Origin of the sequence: Aeromonas sp. HMWF016, from assembly GCF_963878195.1 — a bacterium.
In the GTDB taxonomy this organism is placed as follows: Bacteria; Pseudomonadota; Gammaproteobacteria; order Enterobacterales; family Aeromonadaceae; genus Aeromonas; species Aeromonas lacus.
Genome location: NZ_CAWNWX010000084.1, coordinates 14389 through 33948, shown reverse-complemented (window position 1 = coordinate 33948; position 19560 = coordinate 14389). Strand labels below are relative to the sequence as shown.

Annotated in this window: 21 protein-coding genes and 1 riboswitch; of the genes, 17 read left to right on the top strand and 4 right to left on the bottom strand. The window is 59.9% G+C overall.

Annotation, left to right across the window (positions count from 1 at the left end; all coding sequences use genetic code 11):
• The coding region (yvcK, locus tag AACS24_RS21945; RefSeq protein ID WP_375124099.1) for a uridine diphosphate-N-acetylglucosamine-binding protein YvcK at positions 1–568 on the bottom strand (568 nt) is incomplete at its 3' end.
• Between the two features lie 116 nt (positions 569–684).
• Here yvcK and AACS24_RS13205 point away from each other — a divergent pair.
• Positions 685–1869 carry an FIST signal transduction protein gene (locus tag AACS24_RS13205; RefSeq protein WP_108570963.1) on the top strand — a complete coding sequence of 395 codons (1185 nt, stop codon included), beginning with the start codon at positions 685–687 and terminating at the stop codon, positions 1867–1869.
• Positions 1870–1884: 15 nt separating this feature from the next.
• On the top strand, positions 1885–3981 hold the full coding sequence (locus AACS24_RS13200) for a PAS domain-containing hybrid sensor histidine kinase/response regulator (RefSeq protein ID WP_108570962.1): 2097 nt from the start codon (positions 1885–1887) through the stop codon (positions 3979–3981).
• Positions 3982–4229: 248 nt separating this feature from the next.
• On the opposite strand, the gene AACS24_RS13195 is transcribed toward AACS24_RS13200, so the two are convergent.
• The 3 genes from AACS24_RS13195 to narQ form a co-directional block, all read right to left on the bottom strand.
• Entirely contained in the window at positions 4230–4805 is a 576-nt protein-coding gene (locus AACS24_RS13195) for an LON peptidase substrate-binding domain-containing protein (protein WP_033114984.1), read from the bottom strand.
• A 103-nt stretch (positions 4806–4908) separates the two neighbouring features.
• The gene (gene narL, locus AACS24_RS13190; RefSeq protein WP_033114985.1) at positions 4909–5547 is read right to left on the bottom strand and encodes a two-component system response regulator NarL; all 639 of its coding nucleotides are present in this window, start codon (positions 5545–5547) and stop codon (positions 4909–4911) included.
• The gene (gene narQ, locus AACS24_RS13185; RefSeq protein WP_108570961.1) at positions 5547–7259 is read right to left on the bottom strand and encodes a nitrate/nitrite two-component system sensor histidine kinase NarQ; all 1713 of its coding nucleotides are present in this window, start codon (positions 7257–7259) and stop codon (positions 5547–5549) included. Before narQ ends, narL begins: the two co-directional genes overlap by 1 nt.
• Before the next feature lie 84 nt (positions 7260–7343).
• A riboswitch (molybdenum cofactor riboswitch) is annotated at positions 7344–7484 on the top strand.
• Here narQ and moaA point away from each other — a divergent pair.
• The 15 genes from moaA (at position 7472) to modC (ending at position 19508) form a co-directional block, all read left to right on the top strand.
• Positions 7472–8467, top strand: coding sequence for a GTP 3',8-cyclase MoaA (moaA, locus tag AACS24_RS13180; RefSeq protein ID WP_108570960.1), 996 nt, complete (start codon positions 7472–7474; stop codon positions 8465–8467). Its footprint overlaps the riboswitch before it by 13 nt.
• Positions 8468–8705: 238 nt before the next feature.
• Complete coding sequence (gene napF, locus AACS24_RS13175) at positions 8706–9239, top strand: ferredoxin-type protein NapF (RefSeq protein WP_108570959.1); 534 nt, start codon at positions 8706–8708, stop codon at positions 9237–9239.
• Positions 9240–9252: 13 nt separating this feature from the next.
• On the top strand, positions 9253–9510 hold the full coding sequence (locus AACS24_RS13170; RefSeq protein WP_108570958.1) for a chaperone NapD: 258 nt from the start codon (positions 9253–9255) through the stop codon (positions 9508–9510).
• 154 nt (positions 9511–9664) lie between these two features.
• On the top strand, positions 9665–12154 hold the full coding sequence (gene napA, locus AACS24_RS13165) for a nitrate reductase catalytic subunit NapA (protein ID WP_108570957.1): 2490 nt from the start codon (positions 9665–9667) through the stop codon (positions 12152–12154).
• A 14-nt stretch (positions 12155–12168) separates the two neighbouring features.
• Positions 12169–12903 carry a ferredoxin-type protein NapG gene (gene napG / locus AACS24_RS13160; RefSeq protein ID WP_108570956.1) on the top strand — a complete coding sequence of 245 codons (735 nt, stop codon included), beginning with the start codon at positions 12169–12171 and terminating at the stop codon, positions 12901–12903.
• Positions 12900–13775, top strand: a complete 876-nt coding sequence (gene napH, locus AACS24_RS13155; RefSeq protein WP_108570955.1) for a quinol dehydrogenase ferredoxin subunit NapH — start codon at positions 12900–12902, stop codon at positions 13773–13775. Before napG ends, napH begins: the two co-directional genes overlap by 4 nt.
• Positions 13775–14230 (top strand): nitrate reductase cytochrome c-type subunit, encoded by a 456-nt coding sequence (locus AACS24_RS13150; protein WP_033114992.1) that lies wholly within the window; start codon positions 13775–13777, stop codon positions 14228–14230. Before napH ends, AACS24_RS13150 begins: the two co-directional genes overlap by 1 nt.
• A gap of 11 nt (positions 14231–14241) precedes the next feature.
• A complete protein-coding gene (locus AACS24_RS13145) occupies positions 14242–14835 on the top strand; it encodes a cytochrome c3 family protein (RefSeq protein WP_108570954.1) in 594 nt (197 codons plus the stop codon).
• Between the two features lie 258 nt (positions 14836–15093).
• Positions 15094–15600: a molybdenum cofactor biosynthesis protein B gene (moaB, locus tag AACS24_RS13140; protein WP_108570953.1), complete on the top strand. Its 507-nt coding sequence runs from the start codon at positions 15094–15096 to the stop codon at positions 15598–15600.
• A 9-nt stretch (positions 15601–15609) separates the two neighbouring features.
• Positions 15610–16119, top strand: coding sequence for a cyclic pyranopterin monophosphate synthase MoaC (moaC, locus tag AACS24_RS13135; RefSeq protein ID WP_108570952.1), 510 nt, complete (start codon positions 15610–15612; stop codon positions 16117–16119).
• On the top strand, positions 16116–16361 hold the full coding sequence (gene moaD / locus AACS24_RS13130) for a molybdopterin synthase sulfur carrier subunit (protein WP_108570951.1): 246 nt from the start codon (positions 16116–16118) through the stop codon (positions 16359–16361). The genes moaC and moaD overlap by 4 nt, the downstream gene beginning before the upstream one ends.
• Before the next feature lie 2 nt (positions 16362–16363).
• Positions 16364–16837: a molybdopterin synthase catalytic subunit MoaE gene (gene moaE, locus AACS24_RS13125; RefSeq protein ID WP_108570950.1), complete on the top strand. Its 474-nt coding sequence runs from the start codon at positions 16364–16366 to the stop codon at positions 16835–16837.
• Positions 16838–16921: 84 nt separating this feature from the next.
• Positions 16922–17650: a molybdate ABC transporter substrate-binding protein gene (modA, locus tag AACS24_RS13120; protein WP_108570949.1), complete on the top strand. Its 729-nt coding sequence runs from the start codon at positions 16922–16924 to the stop codon at positions 17648–17650.
• Between the two features lie 104 nt (positions 17651–17754).
• A complete protein-coding gene (modB, locus tag AACS24_RS13115) occupies positions 17755–18435 on the top strand; it encodes a molybdate ABC transporter permease subunit (RefSeq protein WP_108570948.1) in 681 nt (226 codons plus the stop codon).
• Positions 18432–19508, top strand: a complete 1077-nt coding sequence (modC, locus tag AACS24_RS13110) for a molybdenum ABC transporter ATP-binding protein (protein WP_108570947.1) — start codon at positions 18432–18434, stop codon at positions 19506–19508. The genes modB and modC overlap by 4 nt, the downstream gene beginning before the upstream one ends.
• Positions 19509–19560 lie beyond the last annotated feature (52 nt).

Genomic DNA, 19560 nt, shown 5'->3' with positions numbered 1-19560 from the left:
GCCCGAGGATGACCATATCAGCCTGTTGCAGCGCCTGTACCGCCTCTCTGGTGGCCTGTACTTCGGGCATCAGGCCAAGGGAGAGCGGTGGGGAGGCGAGCTGGTCGATCGAGACCTCTCCCAAGATCCGGGTGCCGCACTCCATGTTGGCGCAAAGATCGGTCGGAAATTCAGACATGGGTAGCAATTGTGACTCGATTTTGAGCATGTCGCTAATGAGCTTGATAGCATCAAGAGGACGGACGCAGAGGTTATCGAGTGCCAGCAGCATCAGGTTGCCGAGGTTGTGTCCCGCCAGTTCGCCCCGGCCGGCGAAGCGATATTCAAACAGCATGCTGCCGATGCTGGGATCGGTCACCAGCTGATTGAGGCAGTTGCGAAGATCGCCCCAGGCGATGCAATCCTGACTCTTGCGCAGGCGTCCGGTGGAGCCACCATCATCTGTTGTGGTGACTATGCCGGTCAGGCGTTGACCCAAGAACGAGAGGGATGAGAGCACTCGTCCCATACCGTGGCCACCACCGATGGCAACGACCCGCTCGAAGTCATTGATGTTTTTCTGCCACATGAAGGCATCCTGTCATTGGTCTCAGTTGACCGCTATATTAGCAAGTGGGTCAAGGTAATTGTTTGATAAAGGTATGATTTTTGCTTGCGACTGGCATCCGTTAACACGACAAGGAGATGGTGTTGAAATTTCTGACCGTTCACTCCCTCGCTGAAAGTTCAGCGCTGGCGGCTCAAGAGATCTGTGCGCGACTGCGCCACCATTCCATGCAGGCTCCCTCCCTGTTGCTGATCTATTTTACCGAGGCCCATGAGGGCGAGATAGTCTGTTCCGAGCTAAAACGCCAATTCCCGACCACTCGTTTGCTGGGGTGCAGCTCCTGCGGCGGGGTGATGACCGAGGTGGGCCATCATGCCAGACAGGGATATGGTCTGGCGGTGGCGGCATTTTACGACGAGGCGGGAGCCTATGGCATCGCCGGCGCCAGCGGTAGTCAGGTCGATGTGAGGCAGTTGCTGCGTCGCGCCATGAGTGACTGTGGCCGACCCGGCGAGTTGCCCCAGCTTATCCTCTTTCATGCCAGTCCCGGCCAGGAAGAAGGGCTTTTGGCCGGTATTGAGGCAGAGTTGGGCGCATCCGTACCCGTGGTCGGCGGCTCTGCAGCAGACAACAGTGTCAGCGGCAATTGGCAACTCTGTTGGGACGAGTCGATGACCCGCGACGGCATCGTGCTGGCGGTGCTCTATCCCGACTGCCAGCTCGCGTTTCAGTTTCACTCCGGCTACGTCCCCGCCGAATGCAGCGGCGAGATCACCTCCTGCCATGGGCGGGAGGTGCTGACTATTGATCACCAGCCCGCCGCAGAGGTCTATGCCCGCTGGTGCGGGCGCCAGTCCCCCTGGCCTGTGGGCCCCATCTTGCGCGAAACCACGCTCAATCCACTGGCTCGTCAGGTGGGCTCCCTCGATGGCGTTCCCTATTACAAGCTCTCTCATCCGGAGGCGGTTACCGAGCAGGGGGGCTTGCGCCTCTTTACCGAGGTGGCTCCGGGCGAACGGTTGCTCCTGATGTACAGCAGTCAGGAGGGATTGTTGCAACGTAGCCTCAATGCAATCCGGATCGAGCCGGGCTATGGTGTCGATGTTGAATTGCAACCTATCGGCGCGCTTATCATCTTTTGTGCTGGTTGCCGTTTGGCGCTTGGTGATATGTTGTGCGAGTTTGTCGAACAGAGCCGTGCTCGTCTCGGCAAAATCCCCTTTATCACTCCCTTTACGTTCGGCGAGCAGGGGCGGCTGCCCCACGGTGAGCTGGCTCACGGCAACCTGATGGTATCGAGCGTGATCTTCCTGACCCGTTAGAGAACAGGCAACAAGATGATTGGCAACAGCGAACTGGAAGCCCTGGGCGACAAACTGCAGACCACTCTGGTCGATCTGATGCGTTGTCGTGAGCGCGAGGCCAAATACCGGCATGAATCCCAGACCCTGCTGAGCGGGGTAGCGACACTGGCCGATGCCCAGACGCCGGAGCAGGTGCTGGAGAGCCTCATCCAGGTGCTCAAGCCTTTTATCGGATTTGAGCATGCGGATGTGGTGGCTTGGGAAGGAAAAGTAGGGGTCACCCACCTCACTACCGAGCCTGTGGAGCAGGGACATAACTGGGCCATGACACCGGCATTTGGCCGGGCGATTGCGGGAGAGACGCTGGTGATCTACGACCCTTCCCAGTTGCCTGAGCTGGCGGATCTCGCTGCAGCGCCGGGATGGGCGAGCCTGATGCTCACCGGGCTGCAGGCTCCCGGATTCAGTGCCACCATCATCTGCCGTCACTCCCGTGCCGGCACGTTCGATCTCACCAGCAAGGCGGCGATGCAGCGCTGCCGCCCGCTCATCTCGCAGGCACTTGTCAACATCACCTACCGGGCTCGCTTGCAGGAGCAAGTTGCGGCCAAGACCGAGGCTCTGCAGGCCAGCAAGCGCCGTTTTCGCAGTTTTGCCGCCATGGCGTCGGACTGGTTTTGGGAGACGGATGCCGAGCACAGACTCAGCTACGCCTCCGAGCCCGGCTATCTCGATGAGCAGATGCCGCTCTCTACCCGGCCGACTCTCTATGACTATGTTTGCAACAAGGGCAGCCGGGAAGCCAACGTCTACCTCGAACTGCTGGAACAGCGTCAGCCGGTTCGGGCAGTGCGAATGCAGGTCGCTCTGCAGGGTGGGCCTTGCTGGATGGAGGTGAGCGCCGAGCCGAGCTTCGATGAAGAGCGCAACTTTATCGGCTACCGCGGCACCGCGCGGGACATCAGCAGCCAGATCCGGCGTGAGGAGGAGCTGGCTCGGGCACGGGATGAAGCCGAAGCGGCCAACCGCGCCAAATCCCAGTTTCTGGCCATGATGACCCACGAGATCCGCTCTCCGATGAACGCGGTGCTGGGCATGCTCGATCTGTTGCAACATGCCGAGCTGGCACCTGATCAGCAGAGCCTGCTGCGTCACGCGACCCACTCGGCCAGATTGCTGCAAACCATTATCGACGATGTGCTCGACTTCTCGAAAATCGAATCCCAGACTCTGGTATTTCACTGCGAGACGATGCAGACAGAACGCCTCTGTCAGTCGCTTATCGAGCCGCTGCATGCAAGGGCCGATGCCAAGGGGATCGAGTTGTGCTGTGAAGTAGACGATGGTGTGCCTGGGGAGTTGCAGGGAGACCCGATGCGGCTCTCCCAGGTGATCGGCAATCTGCTCGACAACGCCCTCAAATTTACCGATGAGGGGAGGGTGACGCTGCGGCTCGGCTGGCATGAGGAGAAATTGCGGGTTTCGGTGAGTGATACCGGGATCGGGATTGCCCCGGAGGATCAGTCCCAGCTTTTTGAACCCTTCTCGCAGGTCGATAACTCGGCCACCCGTCGCTTCTCGGGGACCGGCCTTGGCCTCGCCATCAGTAAGCGGCTGGTTTCCCTGATGGGCGGGGAGATCCGGCTGGAGAGTGAGCCTGGCAAGGGGAGTTGCTTCTGGTTTGAGCTCAGCAACATGGCGCTACCTTGCCACTGCCAGCCTGCTCTGGAAGAGAGTGCTCCCGCCCTGCTGCCGCTCGATGTGCTGGTGGTGGAAGATAGCCCGGTCAATCAGCTGGTGGTGTCGCTGATGCTGCAAAAACTGGTGAGCCATGTCCGGTTGGCCGTCAATGGACTGGATGCGCTGGCGCAAGTGGAGCAACAGCAGCCGGACCTGATCCTGATGGATATGCGAATGCCGCAGATGGATGGACTGGAGGCGACCAGACGGTTGCGGGAGATGGGTTACACCATGCCCATCGTCGCGTTGACGGCCAATGCAATGGCAGAGGACAAGGCCTGCTGTCTGGCTCAGGGGATGGATGATTTTCTCGCCAAGCCGATCACCTTGTCACGACTGCGTGACTGTCTGCAGCGTCACTTTGGTCAACGGTTGCCGACGCGCGGATAAAAAAAATGGTCAACTTTGTGGGTTGACCAGTTCTTCAGCAAATACTGAAGAGAGCACGGGATAAATCGGGTTGTACAAATCTATATGAAAAATCTGTGCCAACTTTTAAATGACTCTTTTGTGTTCAATTTGGCCGTTTAGCGCAGCGGCTCTCTCTTGTCATGGCTTGTTGTGTTCCTACTCATTTGCAAAATGCGAAATTTCGATTTTCATTGTTGGAATAATTGCATTTTGCAAAGCTGCTTTTGTCATTGTGAAATCAGGCGATGCAGGAATTTGCGAGCCGCTTCGCTGTTTTGTTTGGCTATCAGCATCTGCTTTTCATAAATCGGCATCGGCAGGATTTCGAGCCAGCGCTGGCAGAGCCAGGCAGCATCTTCAAAGCGCTTCTCCGGGTAGAGTTCATCAAGTTCCGGATACTGCTCGAACACCTCGCGCAGGCGATTCACCAGCAATTTGTCGTGGAAGTCGGAGTGGGTGCTTGGCCAGTTGGGCAGCGTTTCCACTTTGGCGCGACGCAGTCCCAGTTCGTCTGTCTCCATCTCGTGGATGCAGAAGCGCTCCAGCCCCAGTACGGTGATCCCCAGCATCCCATCGTTCAGGGTGTAGAAGTCAGTCACCTTGACTCGGGTACCGACCGGCAGGATGCGACCTGCTTGTCCCGAGGTGGTCGACTCTTCCATCACGATGCCAAACCCCTGATCGTTGATGAATGACTCTTTGAGCATCTGCAGATGACGGGGCTCGAACAAACGCAGAGGCAGCTTGCCGCCCGGGAGTATGTGGGAAGGCAAGGGGAACAGGGCCAAAGGTTGCAGTTTCATGTTCCATCCTCCATTGAGTAGTTGCTGAATAGCTCAATGCAGCGACTGTGCCAGAGAATGAAAAAAGCCACCGGAGGGTGGCTTTTCGGGAGGTTGAGGGCGTTTAGTTACGCTGCTCAAGATACATGACAGCCGCTTCCACGCGGCTCTGCGCCTCGAGTTTCTTCAGCAGGCTCTTCACGTGAACCTTGACCGTCCCCTCGGAGATATGGAGTACGGAAGCGACCTGTTTATTGGAGAGGCCTTTTGCAATTTCACGCAGGATTTGCATTTCGCGACGCGTTAAGCTCTCAAGCTTCTGCTGCAGGTGATCCAGCTCGTAGATATTCTCGAGGTAGGGGCGCAGCGGCTCGCTCAGGATCTGCTTGCCGGTCATCACGTCGGCCAGCTGGGCCAGCAGCAGGTCCGGTTCGGTGTCCTTGAGCAGGTAGCCATCGGCACCGGCCTTGAGCAGAGCCACCACATCCTGGCGGGCATCGGAGACGGTCAGGATGACGACCCGGGAGGTGACCTCTTCGGCCCGCAGCGCCTTGAGGGTATCGAGACCGGAGAGCCCCTTCATGTTGAGATCCAGCAGGATCAGATCCGGCTCGGACTCCTTGGCCAGTGCCACGGCGTCAGTACCGTTGGAGGCTTCACCGATCACCTCCATGTTCTCTTCCAGAGCCAGTAACTGCACAATCCCTTTGCGCATCAGGGGATGGTCATCTACGACCAGAACACTGTATTTCATCTCGTCCATCAGGCGTCTCTCGCTAGACTGGTGGGAAAAGTCAGATGCACACGGGTGCCTTGTGGCTGCTGTTCGTTGATGGTCAACAGGCCGTGCAGTTTGTTGGCGCGTTCGTTCATGATACTCAAGCCGTAATGGTTAATCGCCGAGCTGGCGAGTCCAATACCGACACCGTCATCTGAAATCTGAACCTCAATGTTACCACTGGCGAGGGTCTCACAGCTAACATCAATCACTTGCGCATTGGCATGTTTGATGGCGTTGAGCACTGCCTCACGGATCAGTTGCAGAATATGGATGTGCTGGCCTGCTTCAAGATCCGAGTCGGCCAGCCCGTAGTGGAACCGGATCTCGGCGTTGGTCTGGGGCTGCAGCTGATCGAGCATTACCCGGATCGCTTCACCCAGATTGGCATCACCTATGGTGAGGCGGAAGGTGCCGAGCAGCTCGCGCAGCTGGGTGTAGGCGTTGCTGAGCCCCTCGTCGATCTGCTGCATCGCCTCCTGCGCCTTATCCTGTTGCCCCTTGGCGTAGGAGCGTTTGAGCAGGGTGGACTGGATCTTGAGGTAGGAGAGTGCCTGTGCCAGCGAGTCGTGCAGCTCGCGGGCGATGACGGCCCGCTCCTCCATTAGCAGCAGCCGCTGGTGTTGCAGCAGGGTCTGATCCTTGTGCAGCACTTGGGCCAGCAGCATGGTGAAGTTTCTGATCAGGCGCTCGTCAATGGGGTGCTGGCTGATGATGTCGAGCCGGCCAAATTCCTGATCATCCATCTGCAGATAGAAACTGGCCACCGCATCGAGATCGCCTGGCCAGCCGGTACGCCCGGAGGTGTAGACCGGCATGGCGTTATTTTCGAAGCGGGTCAGTCGGATGTAATCGATATGCTGGTGGGCAGCCGCCCTGTCCAGCAGCTTGATGAGGGTGCGGGTGCTGAGCGGTGCTGCGTGCAGTTTCTGGGCCGTGCTGTAGAGGAAGGAGAGGGTGTCGTTGGCCTGTTGCAGCTTGGCTGTTTTCTCCTCCACCTTGTTCTCCAGCTCGCGATAGAGCTTGCCCAATTCGTCGGCCATGGTGACAAAGGCACGCGACAGTTCCCCCAGCTCATTTTCACCGTGGCTGGGCAGCTGCAGATCGAAATCCTGGCGCTGGATCTGGCGGGCACAATAGACCAGCTGATTGAGCGGGGCGACCACCTGCTTGCGGGTAAAGCGCACCGTAAACCAGGCGATGAGGATGATGGCAAGCAAGCCCAGCCCCTCAGCCAGTGCCAGCATCCGTACCTTGAACTCGACGTGGTACTGCATCTGATTGACGAAATCGTCGATGGCAGCCACAAACTTCTCGGTGTTGTCGGTGTAGCGTCTGGGGGTGCTGTTTTCGATGTGCTGACGCATCTCCTGCCACTGATCGAGCACTTCGCCATAGGTGCGGCGCAGGGAGGCGGGGGTGATCCAGCGCTGGGTCTCCTGCAGCTCAGCGGCGTGCAGTGTCTCTTCAAACTGGGAGAGGCGGCCCAGTACACTCTCGCCCCGCTCGATTTCGTAAGCCATCCGGTAAGCCTGCATCCGCAGCGAACCGGAGAGGTTGATCGCCTTGGCATCGGGTACCGAATAGAAGAGGGTGACCATGGCAACTACTGCAATAAGGCTGGCCATGAAGAGGATCAATACCATGGCGCGCCCGATGGCGCTGCTGACTGAATGGACTCTGAATCTGTGTCCCATGCTCATGTTGATATTGACCTCTGAATTGTGACAAGGCGTCGTCAAGATGCGTGGGAGTGTACTCCAACTTGTGTTAGCATCGGAAAACTAGATGAACTCCGAGCGGTTCTGCCTAAGTCCTTGGGATAGGGGAGAACCAGCCGTCAGCCGATGTTCGAGCTGTAAGGGTCAGGAAAGAAATGCCCTGGCCTCCCGTATTTGGAAAGGTGTTTATGTTGCCTCTTGAAGATGGTTTTTCCCGTCGTTTTTACTATTTGCGTCTCTCGGTGACCGATGTGTGCAACTTCCGTTGCACCTACTGTCTGCCGGATGGTTATCGCCCTCCGGAAGGTCACAAGGGAGGACGCAAATCCTTTCTCTCGCTCGACGAGATCCGCCGCGTAGTGAATGGCTTTGCTGCCATGGGGACCCGCAAGGTGCGAATTACCGGCGGCGAGCCCTCCTTGCGTCGTGATTTCACCGAGATCGTCAATGTGATCGCGTCCACGCCGGGTATCGAGAAAGTCGCCATGACCACCAACGGTTATCGCTTGAAAGAGCGGGCCCGCGAGTGGTTTGACGCCGGACTCAATGCGCTGAATGTCAGCGTCGATAGCCTGGATCCGCGCCAGTTTCACCAGATCACCGGTGAAAACAAGCTGGCAGAGGTGATGGAGGGGATCGAAGCGGCGCTGGTCGCCGGTTTCAAGTCGGTCAAGATCAACGCCGTGCTGCTGAAAGGGCTCAATGACTATCAGCTGGAGGCTTTCCTCGACTGGATCAAGCACAAGCCTATTGAGCTGCGCTTTATCGAACTGATGCAGACCGGCGAGATGGATACCCTGTTTCACGATCACCATGTCAGCGGTGAGGGGATAAAGCAGCGTCTGCTGGAGAGTGGTTGGCTGCAGCAGCTGCGCGGCAAGGATGACGGCCCGGCGCAGGTCTTTATGCACCCAGATTCGCAAGGTGGGGTCGGTCTCATCATGCCCTACAGCAAGGATTTCTGTGCCGGTTGCAACCGGCTGCGAGTCTCCTCGGCAGGAAAGCTGCACCTCTGTCTGTTTGGCGACAATGGGGTCGAGTTGCGGGATCTGTTGACGGTAGACGAGCAGCAGGAGGCGCTGCAACAGCGGATCCGTTCCGCCCTGAGCGGCAAGAGTGCCACCCACCGTTTGCACGAAGGCAATGCCGGAGCAACCCCTCACCTTGCTTCAATCGGTGGCTGAGCACAAAAATAGCCATTGATTAAATAGCAATCCTCATATGGAGGTATTTTCATCGATACCTCCCTTTTTGTTCTGCGCCAAGGCTTTGATCTGGCGCAAAAATCCCCCCTGTTTATCTCCCTGGTGGTATATCCCTTCACTTGTCAGGGCCGCAATATACACCCACTCTTATAATTGGTATCGAAAATGCCAATCAAGGACTCGTGCCGCACCCTTCATCACTGAGACGGGAGTCAATATGCCGGAAGAGATCGATCTTGCCCGCCGTGGCCTGTTTCGGGGTCGTTTGCGGGTTGCCGAGCCTCCGGTGCAACTGCCCTGGTCGGTGGCCTGGTCGCAATTCTCGGCCGGATGTACCCGCTGCGGTGATTGTCTGGCCGCCTGCCCGGAGCAGATCCTGGTCAACGGCGAGGGAGGTTTCCCCACCGTCGATTTTCAGCGCGGCGAGTGCACCTTTTGCGGTGACTGCGTTGTCGCCTGTAAGGAGCCGCTGTTCCGGCCTGCATCGGAGACGCCCTGGCAATACAAGGCGTCCATTGCCGCCAACTGCCTGGCCAATAGCCAGGTTTATTGCCAACGCTGTCAGGACAGCTGTGAACCGCGGGCCATTCGCTTTATTCCGACACTGGGGCGGGTACCCACCCCGGTCATTGAGCTGGATAGCTGTAACGGCTGTGGTGCCTGTGTGCAGGATTGCCCGGTTGGCAGCATCAAGGTGGATGGCTCGGCGGTCAGTGCGCAGAAGAGTCAGAATGAATCAGGCATTGAATGACCCGGGAGTCACAATGAGTCAGGAGTTTCATGTTTCGAGTCTGGTGGTGCTGACCCAGCCCACCTTGCGTCACCAGCTCGCAGAAGAGATCGCGGCCCTCGACGGTGCCGAGATCCACGCCGTCACCGAAGAGGGCAAGCTGGTGGTGACCCTGGAAGGGGCAAGCCAGCGGCCGATCATGGCGGCCATCGATGCGATACAGGCGATGCCGGGCGTGCTCTCTGCCGCCCTGATTTACCATCAGTTCGATGAACTCGATGCCCAGCAATGAATAAGGTGCCGTGAAGTCGGGTCGCCACGACCTGGCAGAGTGGTTTCTAGTTGATGCGATAAAAACGAGGCACTGGTATGCGGTTCGTAGCCTTGAGCGAGCGCCAGTTAAATACACTCGATAACTTACGCGACAAGCAATGCGAGGATATGTCATGAAGCTGAGTCGACGCGACTTTATGAAGGCCAACGCGGTGGCGGCTGCCGCTGCCGTGGCCGGTGTCAGTGCCCCCACCCTGGCGGCCAATCTCATCACCAGTACCGACAAAACGGCCATCCACTGGGATAAAGCGCCTTGCCGCTTCTGCGGTACCGGTTGCTCTGTGCTGGTCGGTTCCCAGGATGGCCGTGTCGTGGCGACTCAGGGCGACCCCGATGCGCCGGTCAACCGTGGCCTCAACTGCATCAAGGGCTACTTCCTCTCCAAAATCATGTACGGTCAGGATCGCCTCACTCAGCCCATGTTGCGGATGAAGAACGGCAAGTTCGACAAGGATGGCGACTTCGCTCCCATCAGCTGGGATCAGGCCTTCGACATCATGGCCGAGAAGTTCAAGGCCACCCTGAAAGAGAAGGGGCCGACTGCCGTTGGCATGTTCGGTTCCGGCCAGTGGACCGTCTGGGAAGGTTACGCCGCCGCCAAGCTGATGAAGGCCGGTTTCCGTACCAACAACATCGACCCCAACGCCCGTCACTGCATGGCTTCCGCGGTTGTCGGCTTTATGCGTACCTTCGGTATGGATGAGCCGATGGGCTGCTATGACGATATCGAGCAGGCCGACGCCTTCGTGCTGTGGGGCTCCAACATGGCCGAGATGCACCCCATCCTCTGGTCGCGGATGTCCGATCGCCGTCTCTCCAATCCGGATGTTCAGGTGCACGTGCTCTCCACTTTTGAGCACCGCAGCTTCGAACTGGCGGACAACGGCATTGTATTTACCCCCCAGACCGATCTGGCGATCCTCAACTATGTCGCCAACTACATCATCCAGAACGACAAGGTGAACTGGGACTTCGTCAACAAGCACACCGTGTTCAAGAAAGGTGTCACCGACATCGGTTACGGTCTGCGTCCGACCAACCCGCTGCAGCAAAAAGCGAAGAACCCGGACAGCGGCGATGCCACTCCGATGACCTTCGAGGAGTTTGCCAAGTTTGTGGCCGACTACGATGTGGAGTCTGTCTCCAAGCTCTCCGGCGTCTCCAAAGAGAAGCTGGAAAAACTGGCCAAGCTCTATGCCGATCCGAACAAGAAGGTGGTCTCTTACTGGACCATGGGCTTCAACCAGCATACTCGCGGTGTCTGGGCCAACAACCTCTGCTACAACATCCACCTGCTCACCGGCAAGATCTCCGAGCCGGGCTCTGGCCCCTTCTCCCTGACCGGTCAGCCTTCTGCGTGCGGTACCGCTCGGGAAGTGGGCACCTTTGCCCACCGTCTGCCAGCCGACATGGTGGTGACCGATCCCAAGCATCGCGCCATCGCCGAGAGGATCTGGAAACTGCCGGAAGGCACCATCCCGGAGCAGGTGGGTTATCACGCCGTGCTGCAGGATCGCATGCTCAAAGATGGCAAGCTCAACGCCTACTGGGTGATGTGCAACAACAACATGCAGGCCGGCCCCAACATGAATACCGATCGCCTGCCTGGCTATCGCGACCCGCGCAACTTCATCGTGGTCTCTGACCCGTACCCGACTGTTACCGCCCAGGCCGCTGACCTCATCCTGCCCACCGCCATGTGGGTGGAGAAAGAGGGGGCCTACGGCAACGCAGAGCGCCGCACCCAGTTCTGGCACCAGCAGGTGAAGGCACCGGAAGGGGCCAAGTCCGACCTGTGGCAGCTGATGGAGTTCTCCAAGCGCTTCAAGGTGGAAGAGGTGTGGCCGGCGGAGCTGATTGCCAAGATGCCCGAAGTGAAGGGCAAGACCCTGTTCGACGTGCTCTATGCCAACGGTCAGGTCAACCAGTTTCCGAAAGAGCAGAGCAAAGGTCTGCTGAATGACGAGGCCGAGCACTTCGGTTTCTACGTCCAGAAAGGTTTGTTTGAGGAGTATGCCACCTTCGGTCGTGGCCACGGTCACGATCTGGCTCCGTTCGATCAGTACCACGAAGCGCGCGGTCTGCGCTGGCCGGTAGTGGATGGCAAAGAGACTCTGTGGCGCTATCGCGAAGGGTTTGACCCGTACGTGAAAGCGGGCGAGGGGGTGCGTTTTTATGGCAAACCCGATGGCAAGGCGGTCATCTTCGCCCTGCCGTTCGAGCCCGCCGCCGAATCGCCGGATAAAGAGTACGACCTGTGGCTCTCCACTGGCCGTGTGCTGGAGCACTGGCACACCGGCACCATGACCCGTCGGGTGCCCGAGCTCTATCGCGCCTTCCCGGATGCAGTGCTCTTCATGCACCCGGACGATGCCAAAGCCCGTGGCGTGCGCCGTGGTGAAGAGGTGATTGTCTCCTCCCGCCGTGGCGAGGTGAAAACCCGGGTCGAGACCCGTGGTCGCAACCGTCCGCCCAAGGGACTGGTTTTCATGCCCTTCTTTGATGCGAGCCAGCTGGTCAACAAGCTGACCCTGGACGCCACCGATCCGCTCTCCAAAGAGACGGATTACAAGAAGTGCGCCGTCAAGGTGATGAAGGCCTGAGGCGGGGAGTCGAGATGAGTCGTAGTCGTCGCCAGTTTCTGGCCGACATGGCCAAGGGGGCTTGCGGTGTGAGCCTGCTTGGCGTGGGGCTCGGCGGCATGGCCCGCCAGCAGGTGCATGCAGTGCCGGCTCAGGCGCTGCGTCCCCCTGCCGCCCTCGACGAAGCTGAGTTCCTCGGCGCCTGCGTGCGCTGCGGACTCTGCGTCGAGGCGTGCCCCTACGACACCCTCAAGCTCGCCCGGCTGTTTGAGCCGGTGACCACGGGGACTCCCTACTTCAAGGCGCGCGCCGTCCCGTGCGAGATGTGTGATGACATCCCTTGCGTGGTGGCCTGCCCGAGCGGGGCGCTGGATCAGCAGATGACCGACATCGATCAGGCGCGGATGGGGGTGGCAGTGCTCATCGATCACGAGACCTGCCTCAACTATCTGGGTTTGCGTTGCGATGTCTGTTATCGGGTCTGCCCGCTGATCGACAAGGCGATCACCTTGGATCTGCAGCACAACCAGCGTACCGGCAAGCACGCCATGTTCTTGCCTACGGTGCACAGCGATATCTGTACCGGCTGTGGCAAGTGCGAGCATGCCTGCGTGCTGGAAGAGGCGGCCATCAAGGTGGTTCCGCGCCAGCTCGCCAAGGGGGAGCTGGGTCATCACTACCGGCTTGGCTGGGAAGAGAAGGCGAAGGTGGGCAAGTCGCTGATTGGCGACAGGCTTACCCTGCCGACCCGTAAACCGGAGGGACTATGAGTCGTTATCCGGGGGCCGAGGCGCGCATCAAGCTGGGGTGGTGGCGTTCCCACCGCTTCCTGCTGCTGCGTCGGCTCAGTCAGTTCTGCGTGCTCGGGCTGTTTTTGCTGGGGCCGCTGGCGGGCATCTGGATCCTTAAGGGCAACCTCTCCAGCTCGCTGTTGCTGGAGTCGGTGCCGCTGACCGATCCGCTGACCCTGCTGCAATCGGTGGTCACAGGCCATTGGCCCATCTCCACCCTCTGGTTGGGGGCAGCCATCGTGCTGGTCGGTTACTGGCTGGTCGGGGGGCGGGTCTTCTGCTCCTGGGTCTGTCCGGTCAACCTCATCACGGATGCGGCGGCCTGGCTCAGGGGGCGGCTTGGCCTCAAGGGCAACGGTCAGTTCAGCCGTGCTACCCGCTATTGGTTGCTGGCCATGGTGCTGGTGGCGCCGGCAGTGACAGGCGTGCTGGTGTGGGAACTGGTCAACCCGGTGTCGCTCACCATGCGCGGTCTGCTGTTTGGCATGGGGGCGGGCTGGGCTCTGCTGGCGGTGCTGTTCCTGTTCGATCTCTTCGTGGTTGAGCGGGGCTGGTGTGGTCATCTCTGTCCGGTGGGGGCCTTCTATGCCCTGCTCAACCGGGTCGGATTCATCAAGATTTCTGCCAAAGGGCGCGAGCGGTGCAACAACTGCATGGATTGTTATGCGGTCTGCCCGGAGCGTCCCATCCTGCGCGGCCCCGTTCACGGTGCCAAGCGCGGTCACGGGCCCTTGATTGTGGCTCAGGAGTGTACCAACTGTGGCCGCTGCATCGATGTCTGCGCGGAACAAGTTTTTGAAATCACTGTAGGTTTTGCCATCAAGGCAGAAAAAACGTCGGAGAACACATAATGAAAAAGCTGATTGGAGCAATGCTGGCCTGTCTGATGGCGGGTTCCCTGATGGCGGCCGTCCCCGAGATCACCAACAGCACCGGCGGGCTCAAGTCCGAGCGGGGCGCCACCGATCTGGTGACCGATGCCAATGCCGCCCCCATGAAGAATTTCCGCAAGGATGGCGAGCCCTATGATCGCCAGTACATGCATCAGCCGCCGCTGATCCCCCACGATATCCGCAACTACGAGGTGGATACCAAGGTCAACAAGTGTCTGGCTTGTCACAGCTTCAAGAATGCCAGTGCCATGAAGGCCCCCAAGATAAGCCCCACCCATTTCGAAACCCGCGATGGCATGACCCTGGGCGAGGTCTCCCCCCGTCGCTACTTCTGCCTGCAGTGCCACGTGCCGCAAGCGGATGCCAAGCCGTTGGTGGGGAATACGTTCAAACCGGTTGAAGCGCTGAACTGAGGAACCCATAGATGAAATTACCCGGCTTTATCCAGCGTCTGTGGACCACCTTCAAGTCCCCCTCCAAGGCGGCCCTCTGGGTGCTGTTGCTGATGGGCTTCTTTGGCGGCGTTATCTTCTGGGGCGGTTTCAACACCGCGATGGAGGCTTCCAACACCGAAGCCTTCTGTACCAGCTGTCACGAGATGAAGGACAACGTGTTCGAGGAGTATCGCGACACCATCCACTACTCCAACCGCTCCGGGGTGCGCGCCAGCTGCCCTGATTGCCACGTACCGCACGAGTGGACCTACAAGATCATCCGCAAGGTGCAGGCTTCCAAGGAGCTGTGGGGCATGATCACCGGCAAGGTGGACACCCGCGAGAAGTTCGAGAGTCACCGCCGCGAGATGGCGGAGCGGGAGTGGCAGCGGATGAAAGAGACCGATTCGCGCGAGTGCCGCAACTGCCACAACTTTGAGTACATGGACTTCTCCCTGCAGGGGCAGCGTGCCGCCAAGATGCACTCGGCCAACCTCGGCAAGGAGGGGCAGGCCACCTGCATCGACTGTCACAAGGGGATTGCGCACCAGCTACCCGACATGACCGGGGTGAAAGGGTTCTAACCATGCAGTACAGGCCGGGGCAACCCGGCCTGTGTTTTTGGGCGTGCCGCAGCAAGTCGGCATATCTGGGACAAGCATCAGATTTGTGAGTCTTTTAAATCCCATATCTCGTGAAACCTTTGATAGAATCAGCCCGCCGTCAAACGCTTGAGCAAGTAGTCCACTCTGTCCACACCGGTTCTGGTAGTGGCGGATGGCCTCTCATACTCTCTTCTCTTCCTGCCTCGTTGACGGCCCATAGCCACAAGGAGCTGCCCGATGGGACAGAAAAACAACGCATTCATTCCCCTCAAGATCGCTGTGCTGACGGTTTCCGACAGCCGCACTGCCGCCGATGACAGCTCGGGGGACTATCTGGTCTCCGCCCTGACTGAAACGGGCCATCAGCTGGCCGATCGCGCGCTCTGCCCCGACAACCTGTTTCGTATCCGCGCTCAGGTGAGCGACTGGATCGCCGATGAGGGGGTGCAGGTGGTGCTGGTCAACGGCGGTACCGGCTTCAACGAGCAGAACCGGGTGCCCGAGGCGGTCGGCGTGCTGTTCGAGCGCACCGTTCAGGGCTTTGGCGAACTGTTCCGCCAGCTCTCCTTTGCCGAAATCAAGGGTTCCGCCATGCAGAGCCGCGCGCTGGCGGGCCTGGCCAATCGCACCCTGATCTGCTGCCTGCCGGGCTCTACCGGCGCCTGCCAGCTGGGGTGGGAGAAGCTTATCCGCGATCAGCTCGATGTCCGCACCAAACCGTGCAACTTTGTCTCCCATCTTTGAGGGCAAGTGATGAACCAGAACCATTCCAACCTGACTCATCTCAACCAGAGCGGCGAAGCCCATATGGTGGATGTGACTGACAAGCAGGTGACCGAGCGTGAGGCTCGCGCCGAGGCGTTTGTCGCCATGGCGCCGGAAACGCTGGCCCTGATCCTGAGCGGCCAGCACCACAAGGGGGACGTGTTCGCCACCGCCCGTATCGCCGGCATCATGGCGGCCAAGAAGACCGCGGATCTCATTCCCCTCTGTCACCCGCTGGCATTGACCAAAGTCGAGGTGGAGATAGTGCCGCTGGCCGAGCAGAACCGGGTGCATATTCGCACCCTCTGCAAGCTCTCCGGCAAGACCGGGGTGGAGATGGAGGCGCTGACCGCCGCGTCGGTAGCGGCGTTAACCATCTACGACATGTGCAAGGCGGTGCAAAAGGACATGGTGATCGAACAGGTACGTCTGGTAGAGAAAAAAGGCGGTAAGTCCGGCCATTTTCAGTTGGGGTCAAATAGCGGGGAGCAAGCATGATCAAGGTACTCTTTTTTGCGCAAGTAAGAGAGCTGGTGGCCTGCGACGAGCTGAGCCTGCCTTGCGAGTACGCCACTGCCGAGCAGCTCCGTGCAGCCCTGTGTGAGCGCGGCGACAAGTGGGCGTTGGCGCTGGAAGCAGGCAAACTACTGGTGGCGGTCAACCAGACCCTGGTGCCTCTCGACACGCCTATCAACGATGGCGATGAGGTCGCCTTCTTCCCTCCGGTGACCGGAGGTTAAGGATGAACAACGCAACCATGACGGATCGCATTATGGTACAGCGGGAGGATTTCTCGCTGGCCGACGAATATGCCCGCCTTGCCAACCGGCAGGACACCGGCGCCGTGGTCAGCTTTGTCGGCAAGGTGCGGGATTTCAATCAGGGGGAGCACGTCAAGGGGCTGGCCCTCGAGCACTACCCCGGCATGACCGAGAAGGCACTGGCCACCATCGTGCAGGAGGCGCGTGAGCGCTGGCCACTGCAGGAGTGCACCCTGATTCACCGTATCGGCGAGCTGCTGCTCGGCGATCAGATCGTGCTGGTGGTGGTGAGCAGCGCTCACCGCGAGGCGGCCTTCGAGGCCTGCAACTTCATCATGGATTTCTTGAAAACCCGGGCGCCGTTCTGGAAAAAAGAGCTGACCGCCGAAGGGGGACAACGCTGGGTCGAGGCCAGGGAGAGCGACAACACTGCCGCCGCCCGCTGGCAAGCTTGACCTGTTTGAGGGGCGCAGGTTCATCGGGAGCCGTGGCCCTGTTTTGGGGAGTAACAAAAGCTGCCCCAGTCAGGAGGTAAAGGAATGAAACCGCTGTTATCCGTTGTCATTGCCGGGGTCTGCGCCAGTGCGTTGCACGTCGGTGCCGTGCAGGCCGACGAGGTCAAGGTGGCCGTGGCCGCCAACTTCAAGGGCACCATAGAGCGTATCGGCAAGGAGTTTACCGCCAAGACCGGCCACACCCTGGCCATCTCCTCCGCCGCGACCGGGGTGCTCTACACCCAGATCAGCCACGGTGCTCCGTTCGATCTCTTCCTCTCCGCCGATGTGAAAACCCCGCAGAAGCTGGAGCGGGAGGGCAAGGGGAGCGAGCGCTTCACCTATGCTATCGGCCAGCTGGGGCTATGGAAGAAGGGGGGGCCTGCACCTGACGAGGCAACTCTGCGCAATTGGAAGGGCAACCTTGCCATCGCCAACCCGAAAACCGCTCCCTACGGCACCGCTGCCATGGCGGCCCTCGACCATCTCAAGATCGATCCCAAGCAGTACCGCCTGCTGACCGGCACCAACATCGGCCAGACCTGGCAGTTCGTCGACACTGGCAACGCCGAGCTGGGCTTCGTCGCCTGGGCCAACCTGGTGGAAGCGGGCAAGACTGGCGAAGCCTGGGCCGTACCGGCTGACCTCTATCCCCCCATCGAACAGCAGGGGCTGATATTGAAGAAAGGGGCCGCGGTCGAGGCGCTGGTCGCTTGGCTCAAGGGGCCGGGTCAGGCACAGATCAAGGCTGCGGGCTATGCACTGCCGCAGTGATGGCATGGCAGATCTGCTAACGGTGGGCTGGCCTTCGGGTCGGCCCGCCAGTGCGATGAAGACACACTCTCCATGGTTGTTGGCATCTACCCGGGAGGCAGGCGATGAGTGAAGGGGATCTGCTGGCAGTCTGGCTTACCCTGAAGCTGGCAGCCAGCACCACCGCCATCCTGCTGCTGCTCTCGCCGCCGCTGGCCTGGTGGCTGTCGCGCAGCCAGCATCGGCTCAGACCCGTGGTGGAGGCCCTGGTGGCCCTGCCGCTGGTGCTGCCGCCAACGGTGCTCGGCTTCTATCTGTTGCTGGCCTTCTCCCCCTCCTATGGGCTGGGAGCCTGGTGGCGCGACACCTTCGGGGCGCCGCTCGCGTTCAGTTTTACCGGTCTGCTCCTTGCCTCCATCCTCTATTCGCTTCCCTTCGTGGTGCAGCCGCTCACCTCCGCCTTTGTCAACATGGGCAACAAGGAGTTGGAGGCCGCCGCCACCCTGGGGTTCGGCCCAGTTGAGCGCTTCTTTCACATCATTTTGCCGATGACGCTGCCCAGCTTTGTGATGGCGGCGGCGCTCGGCTTTGCCCACACCCTGGGGGAGTTCGGGGTGGTGTTGATGATTGGCGGTAATATCCCGGGCGAAACCCAGGTACTCTCCATCGCCCTGTTTGATCATGTGGAGGCGATGGATTACCAGAATGCCCATATTCTGGCGGGCGGCCTGATGGGCTTCTCGCTGGTGATGCTGGTGCTGGTGTATGGCGTGCTGCAACGTCGGCAACGGAGGCTGTTCGGATGAGTGAAATCCTCACGGCACATCCGCTTCAGCTCAAGGTGCAGCGCAAGTTCGGTGCCTTTACTCTCGATTGTGAGCTGGCGCTGGAGCTTGGGGGCATCCTCGGTCTGTTCGGCCCCTCCGGCTGCGGCAAGAGCAGCTTGCTGCGCATTATCGCCGGGCTGGATCGCGCACCGAGCGACACCTTGAACTGGCTGGGCAGGGCGCTGAGCGATCTGCAGCCCGAGGCGCGCCGGATCGGTCTGGTGTTTCAGGATTCGCGCCTCTTTCCCCATCTGAGCGTGCTCGGCAATCTGCAACTGGCGGCCCGTAAGGGACGAGGACGCTGGCTGCCCGAGGCGCTGGCGACTCGGCTCGGCTTTGCCGAACTGCTGGCCCAGCCAGCCCACGGCCTCTCCGGCGGCCAGCGCCAGCGGGTAGCGCTGGCCCGGGCCCTGTTGGCCGAACCGGATCTACTGTTGCTGGATGAACCTTTTTCTGCGCTGGACAGACGCAGCCGCATCCATCAGGCCCACGTGCTCAAGGGCTTGCAGCAGGAGAGCGGCATTCCGATGATCTTCGTCAGCCACGCTATGGAGGAGGTGAGCCTGCTCTGCGATCAGCTGGTGCTGCTGGCGGATGGCCGGGTGGAGGCGCAAGGTCGACCGAGCGAGATCTTCGCCCGTACCGACCTTTCGCTTGCCAGTCGCGACGATGCCGGGGTGATGCTGACGGCGACCCTCTCTCACTACGATAACGACGAGCAGATGGCGACTCTGCTTCTTGGTGAGCAACAGTTGCGGGTCACCATGACTCATGTGCCGGATGAGGTGGGCCCCCTGCAGATCAAGGTGGCCGGACGGGACGTGGTGATCGCCACGTCCCCCATCGAGCACTCCAGCCTCTCCAACTGCCTCACCACCCGCTTGCTGGCCGAGCGCGAGGTCCGCCCCGGCCAGACCCTGTTGCAGTTGGCGCTGGGTCAGCAGATACTGCTGGCCCGGATCACCAGCCGCTCCGCCAGACGGCTGGCACTCACCCCGAACCAGCAGATCTACGCCTACATCAAGGCGGTGAGTCTGGTCAGCGAGGGCTGAGCGGGATATATCTGGTTGAAGCATAAAAAACGAACAACAGGATGGTTCAGCG

What these genes read in the sequence shown, in the direction of transcription:
- AACS24_RS13205 (WP_108570963.1), top strand. Translation starts at nt 685, where the DNA reads ATGGTGTTGAAATTTCTGACCGTTCACTCCCTCGCTGAAAGTTCAGCG.
- AACS24_RS13200 (WP_108570962.1), top strand. Translation starts at nt 1,885, where the DNA reads ATGATTGGCAACAGCGAACTGGAAGCCCTGGGCGACAAACTGCAGACC.
- AACS24_RS13195 (WP_033114984.1), bottom strand. Translation starts at nt 4,805, where the DNA reads ATGAAACTGCAACCTTTGGCCCTGTTCCCCTTGCCTTCCCACATACTC.
- narL (WP_033114985.1), bottom strand. Translation starts at nt 5,547, where the DNA reads ATGGACGAGATGAAATACAGTGTTCTGGTCGTAGATGACCATCCCCTG.
- narQ (WP_108570961.1), bottom strand. Translation starts at nt 7,259, where the DNA reads ATGGGACACAGATTCAGAGTCCATTCAGTCAGCAGCGCCATCGGGCGC.
- moaA (WP_108570960.1), top strand. Translation starts at nt 7,472, where the DNA reads ATGTTGCCTCTTGAAGATGGTTTTTCCCGTCGTTTTTACTATTTGCGT.
- napF (WP_108570959.1), top strand. Translation starts at nt 8,706, where the DNA reads ATGCCGGAAGAGATCGATCTTGCCCGCCGTGGCCTGTTTCGGGGTCGT.
- AACS24_RS13170 (WP_108570958.1), top strand. Translation starts at nt 9,253, where the DNA reads ATGAGTCAGGAGTTTCATGTTTCGAGTCTGGTGGTGCTGACCCAGCCC.
- napA (WP_108570957.1), top strand. Translation starts at nt 9,665, where the DNA reads ATGAAGCTGAGTCGACGCGACTTTATGAAGGCCAACGCGGTGGCGGCT.
- napG (WP_108570956.1), top strand. Translation starts at nt 12,169, where the DNA reads ATGAGTCGTAGTCGTCGCCAGTTTCTGGCCGACATGGCCAAGGGGGCT.
- napH (WP_108570955.1), top strand. Translation starts at nt 12,900, where the DNA reads ATGAGTCGTTATCCGGGGGCCGAGGCGCGCATCAAGCTGGGGTGGTGG.
- AACS24_RS13150 (WP_033114992.1), top strand. Translation starts at nt 13,775, where the DNA reads ATGAAAAAGCTGATTGGAGCAATGCTGGCCTGTCTGATGGCGGGTTCC.
- AACS24_RS13145 (WP_108570954.1), top strand. Translation starts at nt 14,242, where the DNA reads ATGAAATTACCCGGCTTTATCCAGCGTCTGTGGACCACCTTCAAGTCC.
- moaB (WP_108570953.1), top strand. Translation starts at nt 15,094, where the DNA reads ATGGGACAGAAAAACAACGCATTCATTCCCCTCAAGATCGCTGTGCTG.
- moaC (WP_108570952.1), top strand. Translation starts at nt 15,610, where the DNA reads ATGAACCAGAACCATTCCAACCTGACTCATCTCAACCAGAGCGGCGAA.
- moaD (WP_108570951.1), top strand. Translation starts at nt 16,116, where the DNA reads ATGATCAAGGTACTCTTTTTTGCGCAAGTAAGAGAGCTGGTGGCCTGC.
- moaE (WP_108570950.1), top strand. Translation starts at nt 16,364, where the DNA reads ATGAACAACGCAACCATGACGGATCGCATTATGGTACAGCGGGAGGAT.
- modA (WP_108570949.1), top strand. Translation starts at nt 16,922, where the DNA reads ATGAAACCGCTGTTATCCGTTGTCATTGCCGGGGTCTGCGCCAGTGCG.
- modB (WP_108570948.1), top strand. Translation starts at nt 17,755, where the DNA reads ATGAGTGAAGGGGATCTGCTGGCAGTCTGGCTTACCCTGAAGCTGGCA.
- modC (WP_108570947.1), top strand. Translation starts at nt 18,432, where the DNA reads ATGAGTGAAATCCTCACGGCACATCCGCTTCAGCTCAAGGTGCAGCGC.